Source organism: Pseudoxanthomonas sp. LjRoot127, from assembly GCF_964253495.1.
GTDB lineage: Bacteria > Pseudomonadota > Gammaproteobacteria > Xanthomonadales > Xanthomonadaceae > Pseudoxanthomonas_A.
Genome location: NZ_CAXUQR020000001.1, coordinates 3,352,679 through 3,367,200, shown reverse-complemented (window position 1 = coordinate 3,367,200; position 14,522 = coordinate 3,352,679). Strand labels below are relative to the sequence as shown.

General features: G+C 67.7%; 17 protein-coding genes. All 17 read left to right on the top strand.

Annotated elements, in window-relative coordinates; all coding sequences use genetic code 11:
• The first annotated feature begins 77 nt into the window (after positions 1 to 77).
• The 17 genes from asnS to ACSQ19_RS15750 all read left to right on the top strand — a co-directional run bounded on the left by asnS (position 78) and on the right by ACSQ19_RS15750 (position 14,517).
• Entirely contained in the window at positions 78 to 1,478 is a 1,401-nt protein-coding gene (asnS, locus tag ACSQ19_RS15830; RefSeq protein WP_435998291.1) for an asparagine--tRNA ligase, read from the top strand.
• Positions 1,478 to 1,783 (top strand): hypothetical protein, encoded by a 306-nt coding sequence (locus tag ACSQ19_RS15825; RefSeq protein ID WP_296280728.1) that lies wholly within the window; start codon positions 1,478 to 1,480, stop codon positions 1,781 to 1,783. The genes asnS and ACSQ19_RS15825 overlap by 1 nt, the downstream gene beginning before the upstream one ends.
• Positions 1,780 to 2,088 (top strand): hypothetical protein, encoded by a 309-nt coding sequence (locus ACSQ19_RS15820; RefSeq protein WP_435998289.1) that lies wholly within the window; start codon positions 1,780 to 1,782, stop codon positions 2,086 to 2,088. The genes ACSQ19_RS15825 and ACSQ19_RS15820 overlap by 4 nt, the downstream gene beginning before the upstream one ends.
• A 4-nt stretch (positions 2,089 to 2,092) precedes the next feature.
• Entirely contained in the window at positions 2,093 to 2,737 is a 645-nt protein-coding gene (locus tag ACSQ19_RS15815; RefSeq protein WP_435998287.1) for an FMN-binding negative transcriptional regulator, read from the top strand.
• Between the two features lie 118 nt (positions 2,738 to 2,855).
• Positions 2,856 to 3,644, top strand: a complete 789-nt coding sequence (locus tag ACSQ19_RS15810) for an SDR family oxidoreductase (RefSeq protein ID WP_435998285.1) — start codon at positions 2,856 to 2,858, stop codon at positions 3,642 to 3,644.
• 43 nt (positions 3,645 to 3,687) lie between these two features.
• On the top strand, positions 3,688 to 5,109 hold the full coding sequence (locus ACSQ19_RS15805) for an aldehyde dehydrogenase (RefSeq protein ID WP_435998283.1): 1,422 nt from the start codon (positions 3,688 to 3,690) through the stop codon (positions 5,107 to 5,109).
• 15 nt (positions 5,110 to 5,124) lie between these two features.
• The gene (can, locus tag ACSQ19_RS15800) at positions 5,125 to 5,799 is read left to right on the top strand and encodes a carbonate dehydratase (RefSeq protein ID WP_435998281.1); all 675 of its coding nucleotides are present in this window, start codon (positions 5,125 to 5,127) and stop codon (positions 5,797 to 5,799) included.
• Entirely contained in the window at positions 5,792 to 6,223 is a 432-nt protein-coding gene (locus ACSQ19_RS15795; protein WP_296279948.1) for a RidA family protein, read from the top strand. The genes can and ACSQ19_RS15795 overlap by 8 nt, the downstream gene beginning before the upstream one ends.
• A 1-nt stretch (position 6,224) precedes the next feature.
• The gene (locus ACSQ19_RS15790; protein WP_435998279.1) at positions 6,225 to 6,773 is read left to right on the top strand and encodes a 3-hydroxyanthranilate 3,4-dioxygenase; all 549 of its coding nucleotides are present in this window, start codon (positions 6,225 to 6,227) and stop codon (positions 6,771 to 6,773) included.
• A gap of 44 nt (positions 6,774 to 6,817) precedes the next feature.
• The gene (locus ACSQ19_RS15785; protein WP_435998277.1) at positions 6,818 to 7,459 is read left to right on the top strand and encodes a nucleotidyltransferase domain-containing protein; all 642 of its coding nucleotides are present in this window, start codon (positions 6,818 to 6,820) and stop codon (positions 7,457 to 7,459) included.
• The gene (locus tag ACSQ19_RS15780) at positions 7,443 to 7,850 is read left to right on the top strand and encodes a hypothetical protein (RefSeq protein WP_299342440.1); all 408 of its coding nucleotides are present in this window, start codon (positions 7,443 to 7,445) and stop codon (positions 7,848 to 7,850) included. The genes ACSQ19_RS15785 and ACSQ19_RS15780 overlap by 17 nt, the downstream gene beginning before the upstream one ends.
• A 79-nt stretch (positions 7,851 to 7,929) precedes the next feature.
• Positions 7,930 to 8,940, top strand: coding sequence for an amidohydrolase family protein (locus tag ACSQ19_RS15775; protein WP_435998275.1), 1,011 nt, complete (start codon positions 7,930 to 7,932; stop codon positions 8,938 to 8,940).
• A gap of 163 nt (positions 8,941 to 9,103) precedes the next feature.
• Positions 9,104 to 10,378 carry a kynureninase gene (kynU, locus tag ACSQ19_RS15770; protein ID WP_435998273.1) on the top strand — a complete coding sequence of 425 codons (1,275 nt, stop codon included), beginning with the start codon at positions 9,104 to 9,106 and terminating at the stop codon, positions 10,376 to 10,378.
• A 15-nt stretch (positions 10,379 to 10,393) separates the two neighbouring features.
• Positions 10,394 to 11,761: an FAD-dependent oxidoreductase gene (locus ACSQ19_RS15765; protein ID WP_435998271.1), complete on the top strand. Its 1,368-nt coding sequence runs from the start codon at positions 10,394 to 10,396 to the stop codon at positions 11,759 to 11,761.
• Entirely contained in the window at positions 11,758 to 13,197 is a 1,440-nt protein-coding gene (gene sbcB, locus ACSQ19_RS15760) for an exodeoxyribonuclease I (protein ID WP_435998269.1), read from the top strand. Before ACSQ19_RS15765 ends, sbcB begins: the two co-directional genes overlap by 4 nt.
• Positions 13,198 to 13,256: 59 nt before the next feature.
• On the top strand, positions 13,257 to 13,943 hold the full coding sequence (locus tag ACSQ19_RS15755; protein WP_299342430.1) for a DUF2461 domain-containing protein: 687 nt from the start codon (positions 13,257 to 13,259) through the stop codon (positions 13,941 to 13,943).
• 16 nt (positions 13,944 to 13,959) lie between these two features.
• Positions 13,960 to 14,517 carry a DUF2939 domain-containing protein gene (locus tag ACSQ19_RS15750; protein WP_435998266.1) on the top strand — a complete coding sequence of 186 codons (558 nt, stop codon included), beginning with the start codon at positions 13,960 to 13,962 and terminating at the stop codon, positions 14,515 to 14,517.
• The last annotated feature ends 5 nt before the right edge of the window (positions 14,518 to 14,522 follow it).

Sequence of the window (14,522 nt, the reverse complement as noted above, 5' to 3'; positions counted from 1 at the left end):
CTCAGCATGCCGAGGGCTGCGCAGCTCTTGTAAACTCCGCGTTCCATTAATAAGTCTGTCTTCGAAGGATTCAAGCCATGACGGTGGTAAGCGTCGAACATGCGCTGGCGGGCAAGCTCCCGGCCGGCGGCGAAGTCACGGTGCGCGGCTGGGTGCGCACGCGGCGCGACTCAAAGGCAGGCCTGTCCTTCGTCAACGTCAGCGACGGATCCTGCTTCGCGCCGATCCAGGTGGTGGCGCCCGCGGCATTGTCCAACTACGAATCCGAGATCAAGCACCTGACCACGGGCTGCGCGGTCGTCGCCACCGGCACCCTGGTGGCCTCGCAGGGCCAGGGCCAGAGCTTCGAGATCCAGGCCTCGGCGATCGAGGTGGTGGGCTGGGTGGAAGACCCCCTAACCTACCCGATGCAGCCCAAGCAGCACTCGCTGGAATACCTGCGAGAGTTCGCCCACCTGCGCCCGCGCACCAACCTGTTCGGCGCGGTCACCCGCATCCGCAATTCGCTGGCGCAGGCCGTGCACCGGTTCTTCCACGAGAACGGCTACTTCTGGATCAGCACGCCGATCATCACCACCTCCGATGCCGAAGGTGCAGGCCAGATGTTCCGCGTGTCGACGCTGGAGCTGGTCAACCTGCCGCGCGACAAGGAAGGTGCGGTGGACTTCTCGCGCGACTTCTTCGGCAAGGAGACCTTCCTGACCGTGTCCGGCCAGCTCAACGCCGAGGCGTATGCGCTGGCGATGAGCAAGGTCTACACCTTCGGCCCCACCTTCCGCGCCGAGAACAGCAACACCACCCGCCACCTGGCCGAGTTCTGGATGATCGAGCCGGAAGTGGCGTTCAACGACCTGGCCGCCAATGCGCAGCTGGCCGAGGACTTCCTGAAGTACCTGTTCCGCGCCGTGCTCAGCGAGCGTGCCGACGATCTGGCGTTCATCGCCGAGCGCGTCGAGCCGACCGCGCTGACCCGCCTGGAAGCCTTCGTCAACTCGCCGTTCGAGCGCATCGACTACACCGATGCGATCTCGCTGCTGCAGAAGTCGGGGCAGAAGTTCGAGTTCCCGGTCGAATGGGGCCTGGATCTGCAGACCGAACACGAGCGCTGGCTGACCGAACAACATGTCGGCCGCCCGGTCGTGGTGACCAACTATCCCGAGCACTTCAAGGCCTTCTACATGCGCCTGAACGACGACGGCAAGACCGTCGCCGCAATGGACGTGCTGGCGCCCGGTATCGGCGAGATCATTGGTGGCAGCCAGCGCGAAGAGCGCCTGGATGTGCTGGATGCGCGCATGGCCCAGTTCGGCCTGGATCCGGCGCATTACGGCTGGTACCGCGACTTCCGCCGCTATGGTTCGGTGCCGCACGCCGGCTTCGGCCTGGGCTTCGAACGCCTGGTGGTGTACGTGTGCGGGTTGAGCAACATCCGCGATGCCATCGCCTACCCGCGCGCGCCCGGCAACGCGGAGTTCTGATGATCCTGTTCTTCGCCCTGTGCTTCGTCGGTGTCGCCATCGCGGGTTTCTGTGCGTTCGTCATCTTCTGGCCGCTAACGCTGGTGCACGTGCGCGACCGCCATGGGGCGCTGGGCGCGCAGTGGGGCGAAGGCGCCTTTCTCAAGCCGGTGGCATTGCGCTGGCTGCTGTCCGGCGACTATCGCCGCATCCCCGATACGTCGCTGTCGGGGCTGGCCACGCCGGCGCGCATTTCGCTGTGCGTCATCATGTTCGGGCTGGCGATGGCCGGCCTGCTGGCGCTGTGGGCGGAGGCCTTCGCATGAATCCGTTCCTGCGCGAAGACTGGTACCTGGCGTCGCTGGGCCGCACCCTGATCTGGGCACGCCTCCGCGTGCTGGAGGCCGGCACGGCCGAAGTGCTGGACAGCGACGGCAACACCCTGCCCTACGACAGCGAGGACAGTGCCCGCGCGGCGTTGTTCGATGCCGAGTTCGTGGCCTTCGACGGGCTGGACGAGGACGACGCGCTGGCACGCGGCTTCTCGCTGGCGGGCATCCAGCCCCCGCGGGGCGACGACGATGCCGCGCTGGTGCCGAAGATGGTGCAGTCGCTCGGCGCGCGCGCCTGACCGCATGTACTCGCCGCGCGCGTTCGTCGAAGACGATCTCGCCGAACTGGACCGGCTGATCGCGCGTGACGCCTTCGTCACCCTGGTCACTGTCGCCGATGGCGCTCCGACCGTCAGCCATCTGCCGGTGCTCTACGACCGCCAGGAGGATCGGATCGTCATCGAGGGGCACTGGGCAAAGCCGAATCCGCAGGCGCGCCATGCCGGTCCCGCGCTGATGATCGTCCATGGCCCGCATGCTTACGTGTCGCCGGGCTGGTATGCGGACAAGGAGGAAGCCGCACGCGTGCCGACCTGGAACTATGCGGTCGCCCACCTGCATGGCGCACTCGAAACCACCGACCAAACGGCCGAACTGGCATCCATCGTCGATCGCCTCAGCCAGATCAACGAGGGACGGGTCGGCAATGACTGGCGGTTCGAACACGACCATGACGACCATGTCCGCCAGTTGCGCGGCATCGTCGGCTTCCGCTTCACGGTCGAGCGAGTGGAACTGAAATTCAAGCTCAGCCAGAACCATCCGGTCGCCAACGTCGAAGGCGCCGCCGCCGCCCTGCAGCGGCTGGGCGGCGAGGACAACGTGGCGGTGTCGGGGCTGATGCGCGAGCGCTCGGCCCGTCGGGGTGACGGTGTGGGGGCGACGTAAGTCGCGAAGGGGGGGGCCATTCACTTCGCGAGTGAGGTGCAGTATCCCGATTCCCATCGCTCCCACACGCGATACCCACAGGGCTACACTCGCCCCCCTGTCACTGCTGGGACGACGCATGGACCTCAACCTCGCCGGCCGGCACGCCTTGGTGTGCGGCGCCTCCGAAGGCATCGGCCGCGCGGCCGCCCATGAACTCGCGCTGCTGGGTGCGAGCGTCACCCTGCTTGCCCGACGTGCCGAGGTGCTGGCGGACGTCGCCGCCGCCCTGCCCCGCACATTCCATGCGCAGCAGCACGACAGCATCGCCGTCGATGTCGCCGATGCCGCGGCCCTGCAGGCGAAGGTCGGCGGACTCGCGGCCGAGCGTCCGGTGCACATCCTCGTCAACAACACCGGCGGTCCGCCGGGTGGACGCGCGATCGAGGCCGGTCCCGACGATTACCTGGCTGCATTCCAGCGCCACCTGCTGGCCAACCAGGTGCTCACCCAGCTGGCGGTCCCCGGCATGCGCGAAGCCCGCTGGGGCCGCATCGTGAACGTCGTCTCCACCTCGGTGAAGGAACCCATCGCCAACCTCGGCGTCTCCAACACAGTCCGCGGCGCCGTTGCCAGCTGGGCCAAGACCCTGTCCCGGGAACTGGGCGCCGACGGCATCACCGTCAACAATGTGTTGCCCGGCTACACGCGTACGCAGCGGCTGGAGCAGATCCTGCGCGATCGCGTGCAGGCTACGGGCCAATCGCGAGACGCCGTCACCGCCACCATGCTGGCCACCGTGCCCGTCGGCCGGTTCGCGGAGGCCGATGAGATCGCCGCCGCGATCGCGTTCCTGGCTTCGCCGGCAGCCGCGTACATCTCGGGCGTCAGCCTGGCGGTCGACGGCGGCCGGATGCAATCGATCTGAGCCGAAGGAACGGGGGATCGCCAGCCGGGTTAAGCTAACGGGCATGGAACGCTTCGGCCACTTCATCGAAGGCGGACCGCGCACGGGCAGCGCCTGGCGTGCGGTGTTCGAGCCCGCGACGGGCGAGGTCTACGCCGAAGTCGCCGATGGCAGCGAGAACGACGTGCTGCTGGCGGTACAGGCCGCCGAAACCGCCTACCCCGCGTGGTCGGCCCTGACCACGAGCGAGCGCTCGCGGTGGCTGGAGACGCTGGCCGACGCGCTGGAACGACGCCGCGACGTGTTTGCCGCCGCCGAGTCCCGCGACACCGGCAAGCCGCTGTCGCTGGCCCGCGATATCGAGATTCCCCGCGCCATCGCCAACCTGCGGTTTTTTGCGCATGCGGCCACGCAGTTCGCCAGCGAATCGCACCATGGCGAGGCCGGACTGAACTACACGTTGCGACAGCCGCTGGGCGTAGTGGCGGCGATTTCTCCGTGGAACCTGCCGCTCTACCTGTTCACGTGGAAGATCGCGCCCGCCCTGGCAGCCGGCAATACGGTCGTGGCCAAACCGTCCGAGATCACCCCGGCGACCGCGACGATGCTCGGCGAACTCGCCGCGGAGATCGGCCTGCCCGCCGGTGTGCTGAACATCGTGCACGGCACCGGGGCTGCGGTCGGCGAGCCGCTGGTGCTGCATCCGGCCATCAAGGCCGTCTCGTTCACCGGCAGCACCGCGGTGGGCCGGCGCATCGCCGGGCTGGCGGGGCCGCAGCTGAAGAAAGTGTCGCTGGAGTTGGGGGGCAAGAACGCGACGCTGGTGTTCGCCAACAGCGACTGGCGTGCGCACCTGGATACCCTGCTCCGCTCTGCATTCCAGAATGCCGGCCAGATCTGCCTGTGCGGCTCGCGCTTGCTGGTTCAACAGGCGATCCACGACGAGTTCCGCGACGCGCTGCTCGAGCGCGTGCGGGACCTGCACGCCGGACCGCTGGACGATCCGGCGACGCGCCTGGGGGCGATGGCCTCGCAGGTGCAGTTCGACAAGGTCCTGGCCTGCATCCAGCGGGCCCGCCTCGAGGGTGGCCGCGTTCTCGCCGGCGGCCATGCACTGGACAGGCCGGGCTGGTATATCGCACCAACAGTGATCGACGGGCTGGGGCCTGAGGCCACCACCAACCGCGAAGAGATCTTCGGTCCGGTCGTCACCCTGCTGCCCTTCGAGAACGAGTCGCACGCGCTGGCGCTCGCCAACGCCGGCGACTACGGCCTGGCCGCGACTGTATGGACGCGCGACCTGGACCGCGCCCACCGCCTGGCCGCGCAGCTGCGCGCCGGCATCGTCTGGATCAACACCTGGATGACACGCGACCTGCGCACGCCGTTCGGCGGCACCGGCGCGTCCGGCCTGGGCCGCGAAGGCGGCGTGGAGGCCATGCGTTTCTTCACCGAACCCAAGAATGTCTGCGTGGCACTACGCTGAGGATCATCGAACCGAATGTCCGACCTTTCCAAACTCGAAAAACTGCTGCAGAACAATCGCGACTGGGCCGACCGCATCAAGCGGGAGGATCCCGGCTTCTTCAAGCGGCTGTCGCAACAACAGTCGCCGCGCTACCTGTGGATCGGCTGCTCCGATTCGCGCGTGCCGGCGAACCAGATCCTGGGCCTGGATCCCGGCGAGGTATTCGTCCACCGCAACATCGCCAACGTCATGTCGCACGGCGATCTCAACGCACTGTCGGTGGTCCAGTTCGCCGTCGACATCCTGAAGGTCGAGCACATCCTGCTGGTCGGCCACTACGGGTGCGGCGGCGTGCACGCGGCGATGACCGGGCTGCGCGTCGGCTTGGCCGACAACTGGCTGCGGCACGTGGCGGACGTGGCGATGAAGCACGCCGACCTGCTGGAGCAGGTCGACACCGAGTCCCTGCGCCATGCCCGCCTGTGCGAACTGAACGTCATCGAGCAGGTCTTCAACGTCTGCCAGACCACCGTGGTGCAGGACGCCTGGGCACGCGGGCAGCCGCTGGCGATCCATGGCTGGGTCTACAGCCTGTTCGACGGCCGCGTGCGCGAACTCGGCATGGACGTCTCAGCCCCGGACGACCTGCAACCCGCCTACCAGCGCGCCCTCGCCGGCGTGCCGCCCAAGGGCAAGCACGATGAGTGACGTGGTGCAGGCCGCCGGCGCGCCGAAGCCCGTCGGGCACTATCCGCATGCGCGGCGCGTGGGCGACCTGCTGTTCCTGTCCGGCATCGGTCCGCGCGATCCGGCGACCAACGCCATCGTCGGCAACGTGCACGACGCGGACGGGCGCTTGGTGAGCTACGACATCGATGCGCAGTGCCGGGCTGTCTTTGCCAATGTCCGTGCGGTACTGCAGGCCAGCGGCGCACGCTGGGACGATTTGGTGGACGTGACCGTGTACCTCACCGACCTGGTCCATGATTTCAAGGGATACAACTCGGTGTGGGCGGAGTATTTCCCCGACCCGGCCACGGCACCTTGCCGGACCACGCTGGGCATCGGTTCGCTTCCCACCCCGATCGCCATCGAACTGAAATGCGTCGCGCACGTGCCGGAGCGCCGCTGACATGCTGCCGAACCCGCTGAACTTCCAGGCCTGGATCGACGAGCACCGCCACCTGCTCAAGCCCCCGGTCGGCAACAAGGTGATCTACGACGGTGACTTCATCGTCATGGTGGTGGGCGGACCGAATGCGCGCACCGACTACCACTGGGACGAAGGCCCGGAATGGTTCTACCAGCTGGAAGGCGAGATGGTGCTGCGGATCCAGGAAGAGGGCGCCGTGCGCGACATCCCGATCCGCGCCGGCGAGATATTCCTGCTGCCGCCCCGCGTGCCGCACTCCCCGCAGCGCATGCCGGGCTCGGTCGGGCTTGTGATCGAACGCAGGCGCCTGCCGCACGAGGACGACGGCCTGCTGTGGTTCTGCGAGCGGTGCAACGAAAAGGTCTACGAGGAGTACTTCCACCTCAACGACATCGAGCAGGACTTCTTCCGCGTGTTCGAAGCCTTCTACCGCAACGATGACCTGCGTACCTGCAAGGCCTGCGGCCACCTGAACCCGCGCCCGAGCCGCTACGAGATGCAGGCGGACTCGCGGGCCGACATCACCTGAGCTTGCACTTGCCCAATCTGGGCATTATCGTGCCCGATATGGGCATGAACGACACCCCCCGATCCGGCAGGGTCAGCGAAGCGGCCGCGCGCTATGCCACCGCCAGCCTGTCGGGGGCCTTGTTCACCACCACGCAGCAACGTGTGCTGGCATGCCTGTTTGGCGGGTCGGGACGCAGCTACGCGGTCAACGAGCTGATCCAGGCGACCGGTGCCGGCAGCGGCGCCGTCCAGCGCGAACTGGCGCGCCTGGCGGGCAGCGGCCTGCTGACCGTGGAGCACGTCGGCAACCAGAAGCGCTACCGGGCCGATCCGGACGCCCCGATACACGACGAGCTGGTGTCGATCGTCCGCAAGACCTTCGGCTTGGCCGAGCCGCTGCGCGAGGCACTCGCGCCGCTGGCCGACCGCATCCATGCCGCCTTCCTGTACGGCTCCATCGCCAAGGGCAGCGACACCAGTCGCAGCGACATCGACCTGATGCTGGTCGCCGACGATCTCGACTACGCCGAGGTGATGCTGGCCCTGCATCCGGTGGCCGAACGGCTGGGCCGGCAGGTCAATCCGACCGTCTACACCCGCGACGAGCTGGAGCGTCGCCGCCAGGCCGGCAACAGCTTCGTCACCCGCGTGCTGCAGCAGCCGAGGCAATGGCTGATCGGGGGCGAAGATGACCTCGCCGCTTGAGAAACTGGCCACGCACAGCGGACCGCTCAGCCCTGAGCCACCCGACAGGAAAGAGACTGCCGGCCTGCTTCGCTCGGGACTGGCGCGGCTCGCCGATGCCCACAACGACGCACTGTCGCTGGAGAGCCGCTTCGACCTGGCGTACAACGCGGCCCATGCGCTGAGCCTTGCGGCGCTGCGGCGTGCGGGGTTCCGTGCGCGCCACCGCTACATCGTCTTCCAGGTGCTGCCGCATACGCTAGGACTCGGGCCCGATGTCTGGCGCGTGCTGGCCAAGGCGCACGACCTGCGTAACCTCGCCGAGTACGAGGGGCATGTCGAAGTGGACCAGCGCCTGGTCAACGACCTGGTCGCGGCCTGCGAGCGCGTCTCCGACGCGCTGGAACGATGACGGTGCACGCGGTGGTTGCGTTTTCCCCATCGCGGCACTGCAGCGCGAATCCGTTTCGGGCAACCCCTACAATCCTGCGATGCTGAAGATCGATACCCATGCGCACTTCCTGCCCCGCGACTGGCCGGACCTCGCGGCCAAGTACGGCGATCTGCGCTTTCCGGTGATCCACCATGGCGACGACGGGCGCCACCGCATCTACAAGGACGGCAAGTTCTTCCGCGAAATCTGGCCCAAGACGTGGGACCCGGAAGAACGCATCGCCGACTATGCCCAGTTCGGCGTGCAGGTACAGGTGATCAGCACGGTGCCGGTGATGTTCAGCTACTGGGCCAAGCCGCATCACGCACTGGAACTGCACCAGGCGCTCAACGACCATACCGCCGCGGCCTGCCGCGACTACCCGCGCCACTACGCCGGCATCGGGACGGTGCCGCTGCAGTCGCCGCGCCTGGCGATGCAGGAACTGGAGCGCTGCATGGACCAGCTGGGCCTGCAGGGCGTGCAGATCGGCAGTCACGTCAACGACTGGAACCTGGACGCACCGGAGCTGTTCGACTTCTTCCAGGCCGCCAGCGAACTGGGGGCTGCGATCCTCGTGCACCCGTGGGACATGATGGGCGCGGCCTCGATGCAGAAGTACTGGCTGCCCTGGCTGGTCGGCATGCCGGCGGAACAGTCGCGCGCCGCGTGCAGCCTGATCTTCGGCGGCGTGCTGGAGCGCCTGCCGCAGCTGAAGGTGTGCTTCGCGCACGGAGGCGGCAGCTTTCCCTACACGATCGGCCGCATCGAACACGGCTTCAACATGCGGCCGGACCTCGTCGCCACCGATAACCCGCGCAACCCGCGCGACTACCTGGGCCGCGTCTATTTCGACTCCTGGGTCGCCGATCCGCGCGCACTGCGTTACCTGCTGGACACCGTCGGCCACGAGCGGGTGATGCTCGGCACCGACTACCCGTTCCCGCTCGGCGAACAGGAGCCGGGCGCCGGCATCGCCGCGCTGGGCCTGGACGAGGTGCAACAGGCGCGCCTGTACCACGGAACCGCGCTGGAATGGCTGGGGCTGTCGGCATCGAGGTTCCTGTGAGGGTGCTCGCTGCAGGAGCGGCGTCAGTCGCGACCGCACGGCATGATCTTGCGAGGACCCTCGGTATTTTCGTGGGAAACCAGCCCATCCAGCGTCATCTCCACCGACACTCCACGGTCGCGACTCATGTCGCTCCCACAACCTACCGACCATCTCCAGCCCGATGACCGACCCGCTGTCCCGCACCCACATCATCGCCCTCGACGCCGCCGACCCGCTGCGTCCGCTCCGCAACGAGTTCCTGATCCCGCGCCACAAGCACAACGACCAGGTCTACTTCTGCGGCAACTCGCTCGGCCTGCAGCCGAAGGGGGCACGCACCTATCTCAACGAAGTGCTGGACAAGTGGGCGAACGAGGCCGTCGAAGGCCACTTCACCGGCAACGCGCAATGGATGACGTACCACGAGCTGGTGCGTGAGCCGCTGGCGCGGGTGGTCGGCGCCGAGCCGGCCGAGGTGGTGGCGATGAACACGCTGACCACCAACCTGCATCTGATGATGGTCAGCTTCTACCGGCCCACGGCAGAGCGGCCGGCGATCCTGATGGAAGCCGGTGCCTTCCCCTCCGACCGGCATGCGATGGAATCGCAGGTGCGCTTCCATGGGTTCGATCCCGCCACCGACCTGATCGAAGTGGCGCCGGACCAGCCCGACGGCACGCTGTCGATGGCGGCGATCGAACGTGCCATCGCCGAGCATGGCCCGCGCCTGGCGCTGGTGCTGTGGCCCGGCATCCAGTACCGCACCGGCCAGGCGTTCGACCTGTCGGAGATCGCGCGCCTCGGGCATGCGCAGGGGGCGGTGGTCGGCTTCGACCTGGCCCACGCCGTCGGCAACATACCGTTGCGCCTGCACGACAGCGAGGTCGATTTCGCGGTCTGGTGCCACTACAAGTACCTAAACTCGGGTCCGGGTGCGGTGGCGGGCTGCTTCGTGCATGCGCGCCACGCCCACACCGACCGTCCGCGCTTCGCGGGCTGGTGGGGCCACGAGAAGGAAACCCGCTTCCGCATGGCGCCGGAGTTCGTGCCGACGCCGGGTGCCGAGGGCTGGCAGCTCAGCAATCCGCCGATCCTGGGCCTGGCGCCGCTGCGCGCGTCGCTCGAACTGTTCGAGAAAGCCGGCGGCATGGAGGCGATCCGCAGCAAGTCGCTGAAGATCACCGGCCTGCTGGAAGCGCTGATCCAGGCACGACTCCCGGATGTCCTGCAGATCATCACGCCCAGCGACACGACCCAGCGCGGCGCGCAACTGTCGTTGCGGGTGATCGGGGGCCGGGAGCGCGGGCGGGAACTGTTCGAATACCTGCTCTCCGTCGGCACGGTCGGCGACTGGCGCGAACCGGACGTGATCCGCATCTCGCCCGCCCCGCTCTACAACCGCTACATGGATGTCCACCGCTTCGTCGAGGAAGTCGAGACGTGGCGGGGATTCTGATCGGGAGACGCGCGCTTGGGCACTGAGACGCCTCGACACATCACCCTCATCGGCGCCGGTCTTGCCGGTGCGCTGCTGGCCACGCTGATGGCCCGCGCCGGCTGGCGGGTGGACGTGTTCGAAAAGCGCGGCGACCCCCGCGTGCAGGGCTACGCGGGAGGCCGATCCATCAACCTCGCGCTCACCGAGCGCGGCCGCCATGCGCTGCGCATGGCCGATGCCGACGATGCGGTGATGCGGCAGGCCGTGATGATGCGCGGCCGCATGGTGCACGCGCTCGATGGGCGGCTGCAGCTGCAACGCTACGGCCGCGACGACGCCGAGGTCATCTGGTCGATCCATCGCGGCGACCTGAACATCACGCTGCTGGACCTCGCCGAAGAAGCCGGCGCGAAGATCCATTTCGACCGCCGACTGGACGCCGTCGACTTCGATGCCCGCATCGCCCGCTTCGCCGACGGACAAGGGGGCCTCCATCCCGTCGGATTCACCGCACTGGTCGGGACCGACGGTGCCGGCTCTTCCCTGCGCGGCGCGATGCAGCAACGGGAAGAACTCGGCGAACACACGGAATTCCTGGACCATTCGTACAAGGAACTGGAGATCCCGCCCTCGGCCGACGGCGCCTTCATGATGGAACCGAATGCGCTGCACATCTGGCCGCGCGGACACTACATGTGCATCGCGTTGCCGAACGACGAACGCACCTTCACCGTGACCCTGTTCCTGCCCAACCAGGGCGACCCGAGCTTTGCCAGTGTGCGCAACGGACGCGAGGCCAAGGCGCTGTTCCTGCGCGACTTCGCCGATGCGGTGCCGCTGATTCCCGAGCTGGAACGGGACTGGGACGCCAATCCCACCGGGCTGCTTGCCACGCTCTACCTGGACCGCTGGCATCTCGGCGACCGGGCCGTGCTGCTGGGCGACGCGGCGCACGCGATGGTCCCGTTCCACGGCCAGGGGATGAACTGCGCTTTCGAGGACTGCGTCTCGCTGGCGCACCATCTGCAGGCGTCCTCCGACCTGGCGCAGGCGTTCGCCGCGTTCGAGGCCGAGCGCAAGCCGAACGCGCTCGCCATCCAGGAAATGGCGCTGGAAAACTACGTGGAAATGCGCGACAAGGTCGACGATAGCGGCTTCCTGCTGCAGCGCGAGCTGGAACTGGCGCTGCAGCAACGCCATCCACAGCGCTTCGTGCCCCACTACGCGATGGTCAGCTTCATGCGCATCCCGTATGCCGTGGCCCAGCACCGCAGCCACGTGCAGCGCGACCTGCTGGTACGCCATACCGCCGGGCGCACGTCGCTCGAGGGCATCGACTGGGCGGCGATCGATGCCGATGTGCATGCGCTGCTGCCGATCCTGGAGGATGCGGTGGCGTGAGCGCGAGTTTCCTCTTCTACGACCTGGAAACCTTCGGCGCCGATCCTCGCCGTAGCCGTCTGGCGCAGTTCGCCGCCGTGCGCACCACGCCCGCGCTCGAGGTGGTCGACGAGCCGGTCAGTTTTTTCGTGAAGCCGGCGGATGACCTGCTGCCCTCGCCCATCGCCACGCTCATCACCGGCATCACGCCGCAGCAGGCGCTGCGCGAGGGCGTCAACGAGGCCGAGGCGTTTGCCCGCATCGCCGACGAGATGGGACGTCCCGAGACCTGCACGCTGGGCTACAACAGCCTGCGCTTCGACGACGAGTTCGTCCGGCACGGCCTGTTCCGCAACTTCCACGAGCCCTACGAACGCGAATGGCGCGGCGGCAACTCGCGCTGGGACCTGCTGGACGTGATGCGGCTGATGCATGCGCTGCGCCCGGACGGCATCGTCTGGCCGAAGCGCGACGATGGCGCGACGTCTTTCAGACTGGAGCATCTGGCGCTGGCCAACCGCGTGCGCGACGGCGATGCGCACGAGGCGCTGTCGGACGTCTTCGCCACCATCGGGCTGGCGCGCCTGATGCGGCAGGCGCAGCCGCGGCTGTGGGACTACGCCCTGCAACTGCGCGACAAGCGCTTCGCCGCGCGCCTGCTGGACACGACCGCCATGTTGCCGGTGCTGCATGTATCGCAACGCTATCCCGCGCACCGGCTGTGCGCCGCACCGGTGCTGCCGCTGGCCCGGCACCCGCGCATCGACAGCCGCATGGTGGTGTTCGACCTCGACAGCGACCCGACGCCGCTGCTCACGATGTCGCCGGACGACATCGCGGACCGGCTGTACACGCCGGCCGTCGACCTTCCGGAAGGCGAGCAGCGGATCCCGCTGAAGGAAGTCCACCTGAACCGCGCGCCGGCGCTGGTCGCGTGGTCGCACCTGCGGCCGGCGGACATGGACCGGCTGGGCATCGACCCCGCGCGCTGCGAGCGCCACGCCGCGATCCTGCGCGACGCCGGCCCCGTACTGGCGGAGACCGTGCGCCGGGTGTTTGCCGGGGAACGCACCTACGAAGCCGGCGACGTCGACGGCTCGTTGTACGACGGATTCCTCGCCGACGCCGACAAGCGCCGCTTCACCGATGTGCGCACCACCCCGCCCGCGCTGCTGGGCCAACGCGATTTCGGCTTCCGCGATGCGCGGCTGCCGGAACTGCTGTTCCGCTACCGGGCGCGCAATTGGCCGGAGACCCTCGGCGCCGACGATCGCCAGCGCTGGGACGACTACCGTCGCCGGCGCCTGGCGATGGACAGCGGCCTGTCCGAATACAGCTTCGACCAGTTCGATGCGGAAGTCGCCGAACTGCGCCGGGGCCAGGCCGGCAATGCCGACAAGCTGGCGCTGCTCGACCGGCTTCAGCAATGGCGCGCCGAGCTCGAGGCCGGGCTGTAGCGGCAGGTCGAGGACAGCCTTGTCGGTCCCATGACACCGGCTTGTCTAGAATGCCGTCCATGGCCACCTACTTCTCCGATGCCAGTTTCAAGTTCCTGCGCGGGCTGGCGCGCCACAACGACAAGACCTGGTTCGCCGACCACAAGGCGCAGTACGAAGCCCATGTCCGCCAGCCGTTCCTCCGCCTGCTGACCGACCTGCAGCCCGACCTGGCGGCGGTCAGCCTGCATTTCCGCTCCGATCCGAAGACGGTAGGCGGTTCGCTGTTCCGCATCTATCGCGATGCCCGTTTTTCCAACGACAAGTCGCCATACAAGTCGTGGCAGGGCGCCCGCCTGTACCACGAGCGCCACAAGCAGGTGCCCGCACCGTCCTTCTATCTGCACCTGCAGCCGGGCGAGTGCTTCGTCGGCGCCGGTCTCTGGCACCCGGAACCGGACACGCAGCGCCGCGTCCGCCAGTTCATCCTCGACAATCCGGGCAGTTGGAAGAAGGCCGCGCATGATCCGGCGTTCCGGCGCCGCTTCGATTTCGAGGAAAGCGAAAAGCTGGTCCGCGCGCCGCGTGGCTTCCCGACGGATTTCGAGTTCATCGAGGACCTGAAGCACCGCAACTTCGTGTTCTGGCGCTCGCTGGACGACACCACCCTGACGGGCCCGCGCCTGAGGCAGACGCTGGCCGGCGATCTCAAGACGCTGGCGCCGTTCGTCGACTACCTGTGCGCGGCGCTGGATCTCGAATTCTGACCGGGAGGATTCGCCGATGACGCGCTCTGCGACGAAGACGTGGCTCCTGAGCGGCGCATTGCTGGCCATACTGCTGGGGGTGGCCATCTATGTGATCGCCGGACCTTACCTCGCCCTGCACGGCATCCGTACCGCGATCGCGGAACAGGACACCTCCCGATTGCAGAAGCACGTGGATTTCCCCGCGCTGCGGGTCAACCTGCGTGCGCAGGTGGAGGACTATCTCGCACGCAAGGCCGGCCCGGACGTCGCGTCCAACCTGTTCGGCGCGGCCGCATTGTCCCTCGCCAACGAGGTGCTCGGACGCGGCGTGGACACGCTGGTCACGCCCATGGGGGTCGCCGCCATCCTGCAGGGCCGCTCGACGTGGGAACGCGCGATCGGCGAGACGATCGGTGGCGATACCTATGCGCCGCCGGTACCGGCGGAACCGCTGAAGGCCGCCGAGCATCACTACGAATCGCTGTCGCGTTTCACCGCGACCGTCCACGACGATGACGGCGACCCGGTGGTGTTCGTGCTCACCCGACAAGGCCTTCGCTGGCGGCTGACGGATATCCGGCTGCCGTTTTGACATGC

Coding starts and splice junctions, on each gene's coding strand:
- asnS (WP_435998291.1), top strand. CDS start 78: ATGACGGTGGTAAGCGTCGAACATGCGCTGGCGGGCAAGCTCCCGGCC.
- ACSQ19_RS15825 (WP_296280728.1), top strand. CDS start 1,478: ATGATCCTGTTCTTCGCCCTGTGCTTCGTCGGTGTCGCCATCGCGGGT.
- ACSQ19_RS15820 (WP_435998289.1), top strand. CDS start 1,780: ATGAATCCGTTCCTGCGCGAAGACTGGTACCTGGCGTCGCTGGGCCGC.
- ACSQ19_RS15815 (WP_435998287.1), top strand. CDS start 2,093: ATGTACTCGCCGCGCGCGTTCGTCGAAGACGATCTCGCCGAACTGGAC.
- ACSQ19_RS15810 (WP_435998285.1), top strand. CDS start 2,856: ATGGACCTCAACCTCGCCGGCCGGCACGCCTTGGTGTGCGGCGCCTCC.
- ACSQ19_RS15805 (WP_435998283.1), top strand. CDS start 3,688: ATGGAACGCTTCGGCCACTTCATCGAAGGCGGACCGCGCACGGGCAGC.
- can (WP_435998281.1), top strand. CDS start 5,125: ATGTCCGACCTTTCCAAACTCGAAAAACTGCTGCAGAACAATCGCGAC.
- ACSQ19_RS15795 (WP_296279948.1), top strand. CDS start 5,792: ATGAGTGACGTGGTGCAGGCCGCCGGCGCGCCGAAGCCCGTCGGGCAC.
- ACSQ19_RS15790 (WP_435998279.1), top strand. CDS start 6,225: ATGCTGCCGAACCCGCTGAACTTCCAGGCCTGGATCGACGAGCACCGC.
- ACSQ19_RS15785 (WP_435998277.1), top strand. CDS start 6,818: ATGAACGACACCCCCCGATCCGGCAGGGTCAGCGAAGCGGCCGCGCGC.
- ACSQ19_RS15780 (WP_299342440.1), top strand. CDS start 7,443: ATGACCTCGCCGCTTGAGAAACTGGCCACGCACAGCGGACCGCTCAGC.
- ACSQ19_RS15775 (WP_435998275.1), top strand. CDS start 7,930: ATGCTGAAGATCGATACCCATGCGCACTTCCTGCCCCGCGACTGGCCG.
- kynU (WP_435998273.1), top strand. CDS start 9,104: ATGACCGACCCGCTGTCCCGCACCCACATCATCGCCCTCGACGCCGCC.
- ACSQ19_RS15755 (WP_299342430.1), top strand. CDS start 13,257: ATGGCCACCTACTTCTCCGATGCCAGTTTCAAGTTCCTGCGCGGGCTG.
- ACSQ19_RS15750 (WP_435998266.1), top strand. CDS start 13,960: ATGACGCGCTCTGCGACGAAGACGTGGCTCCTGAGCGGCGCATTGCTG.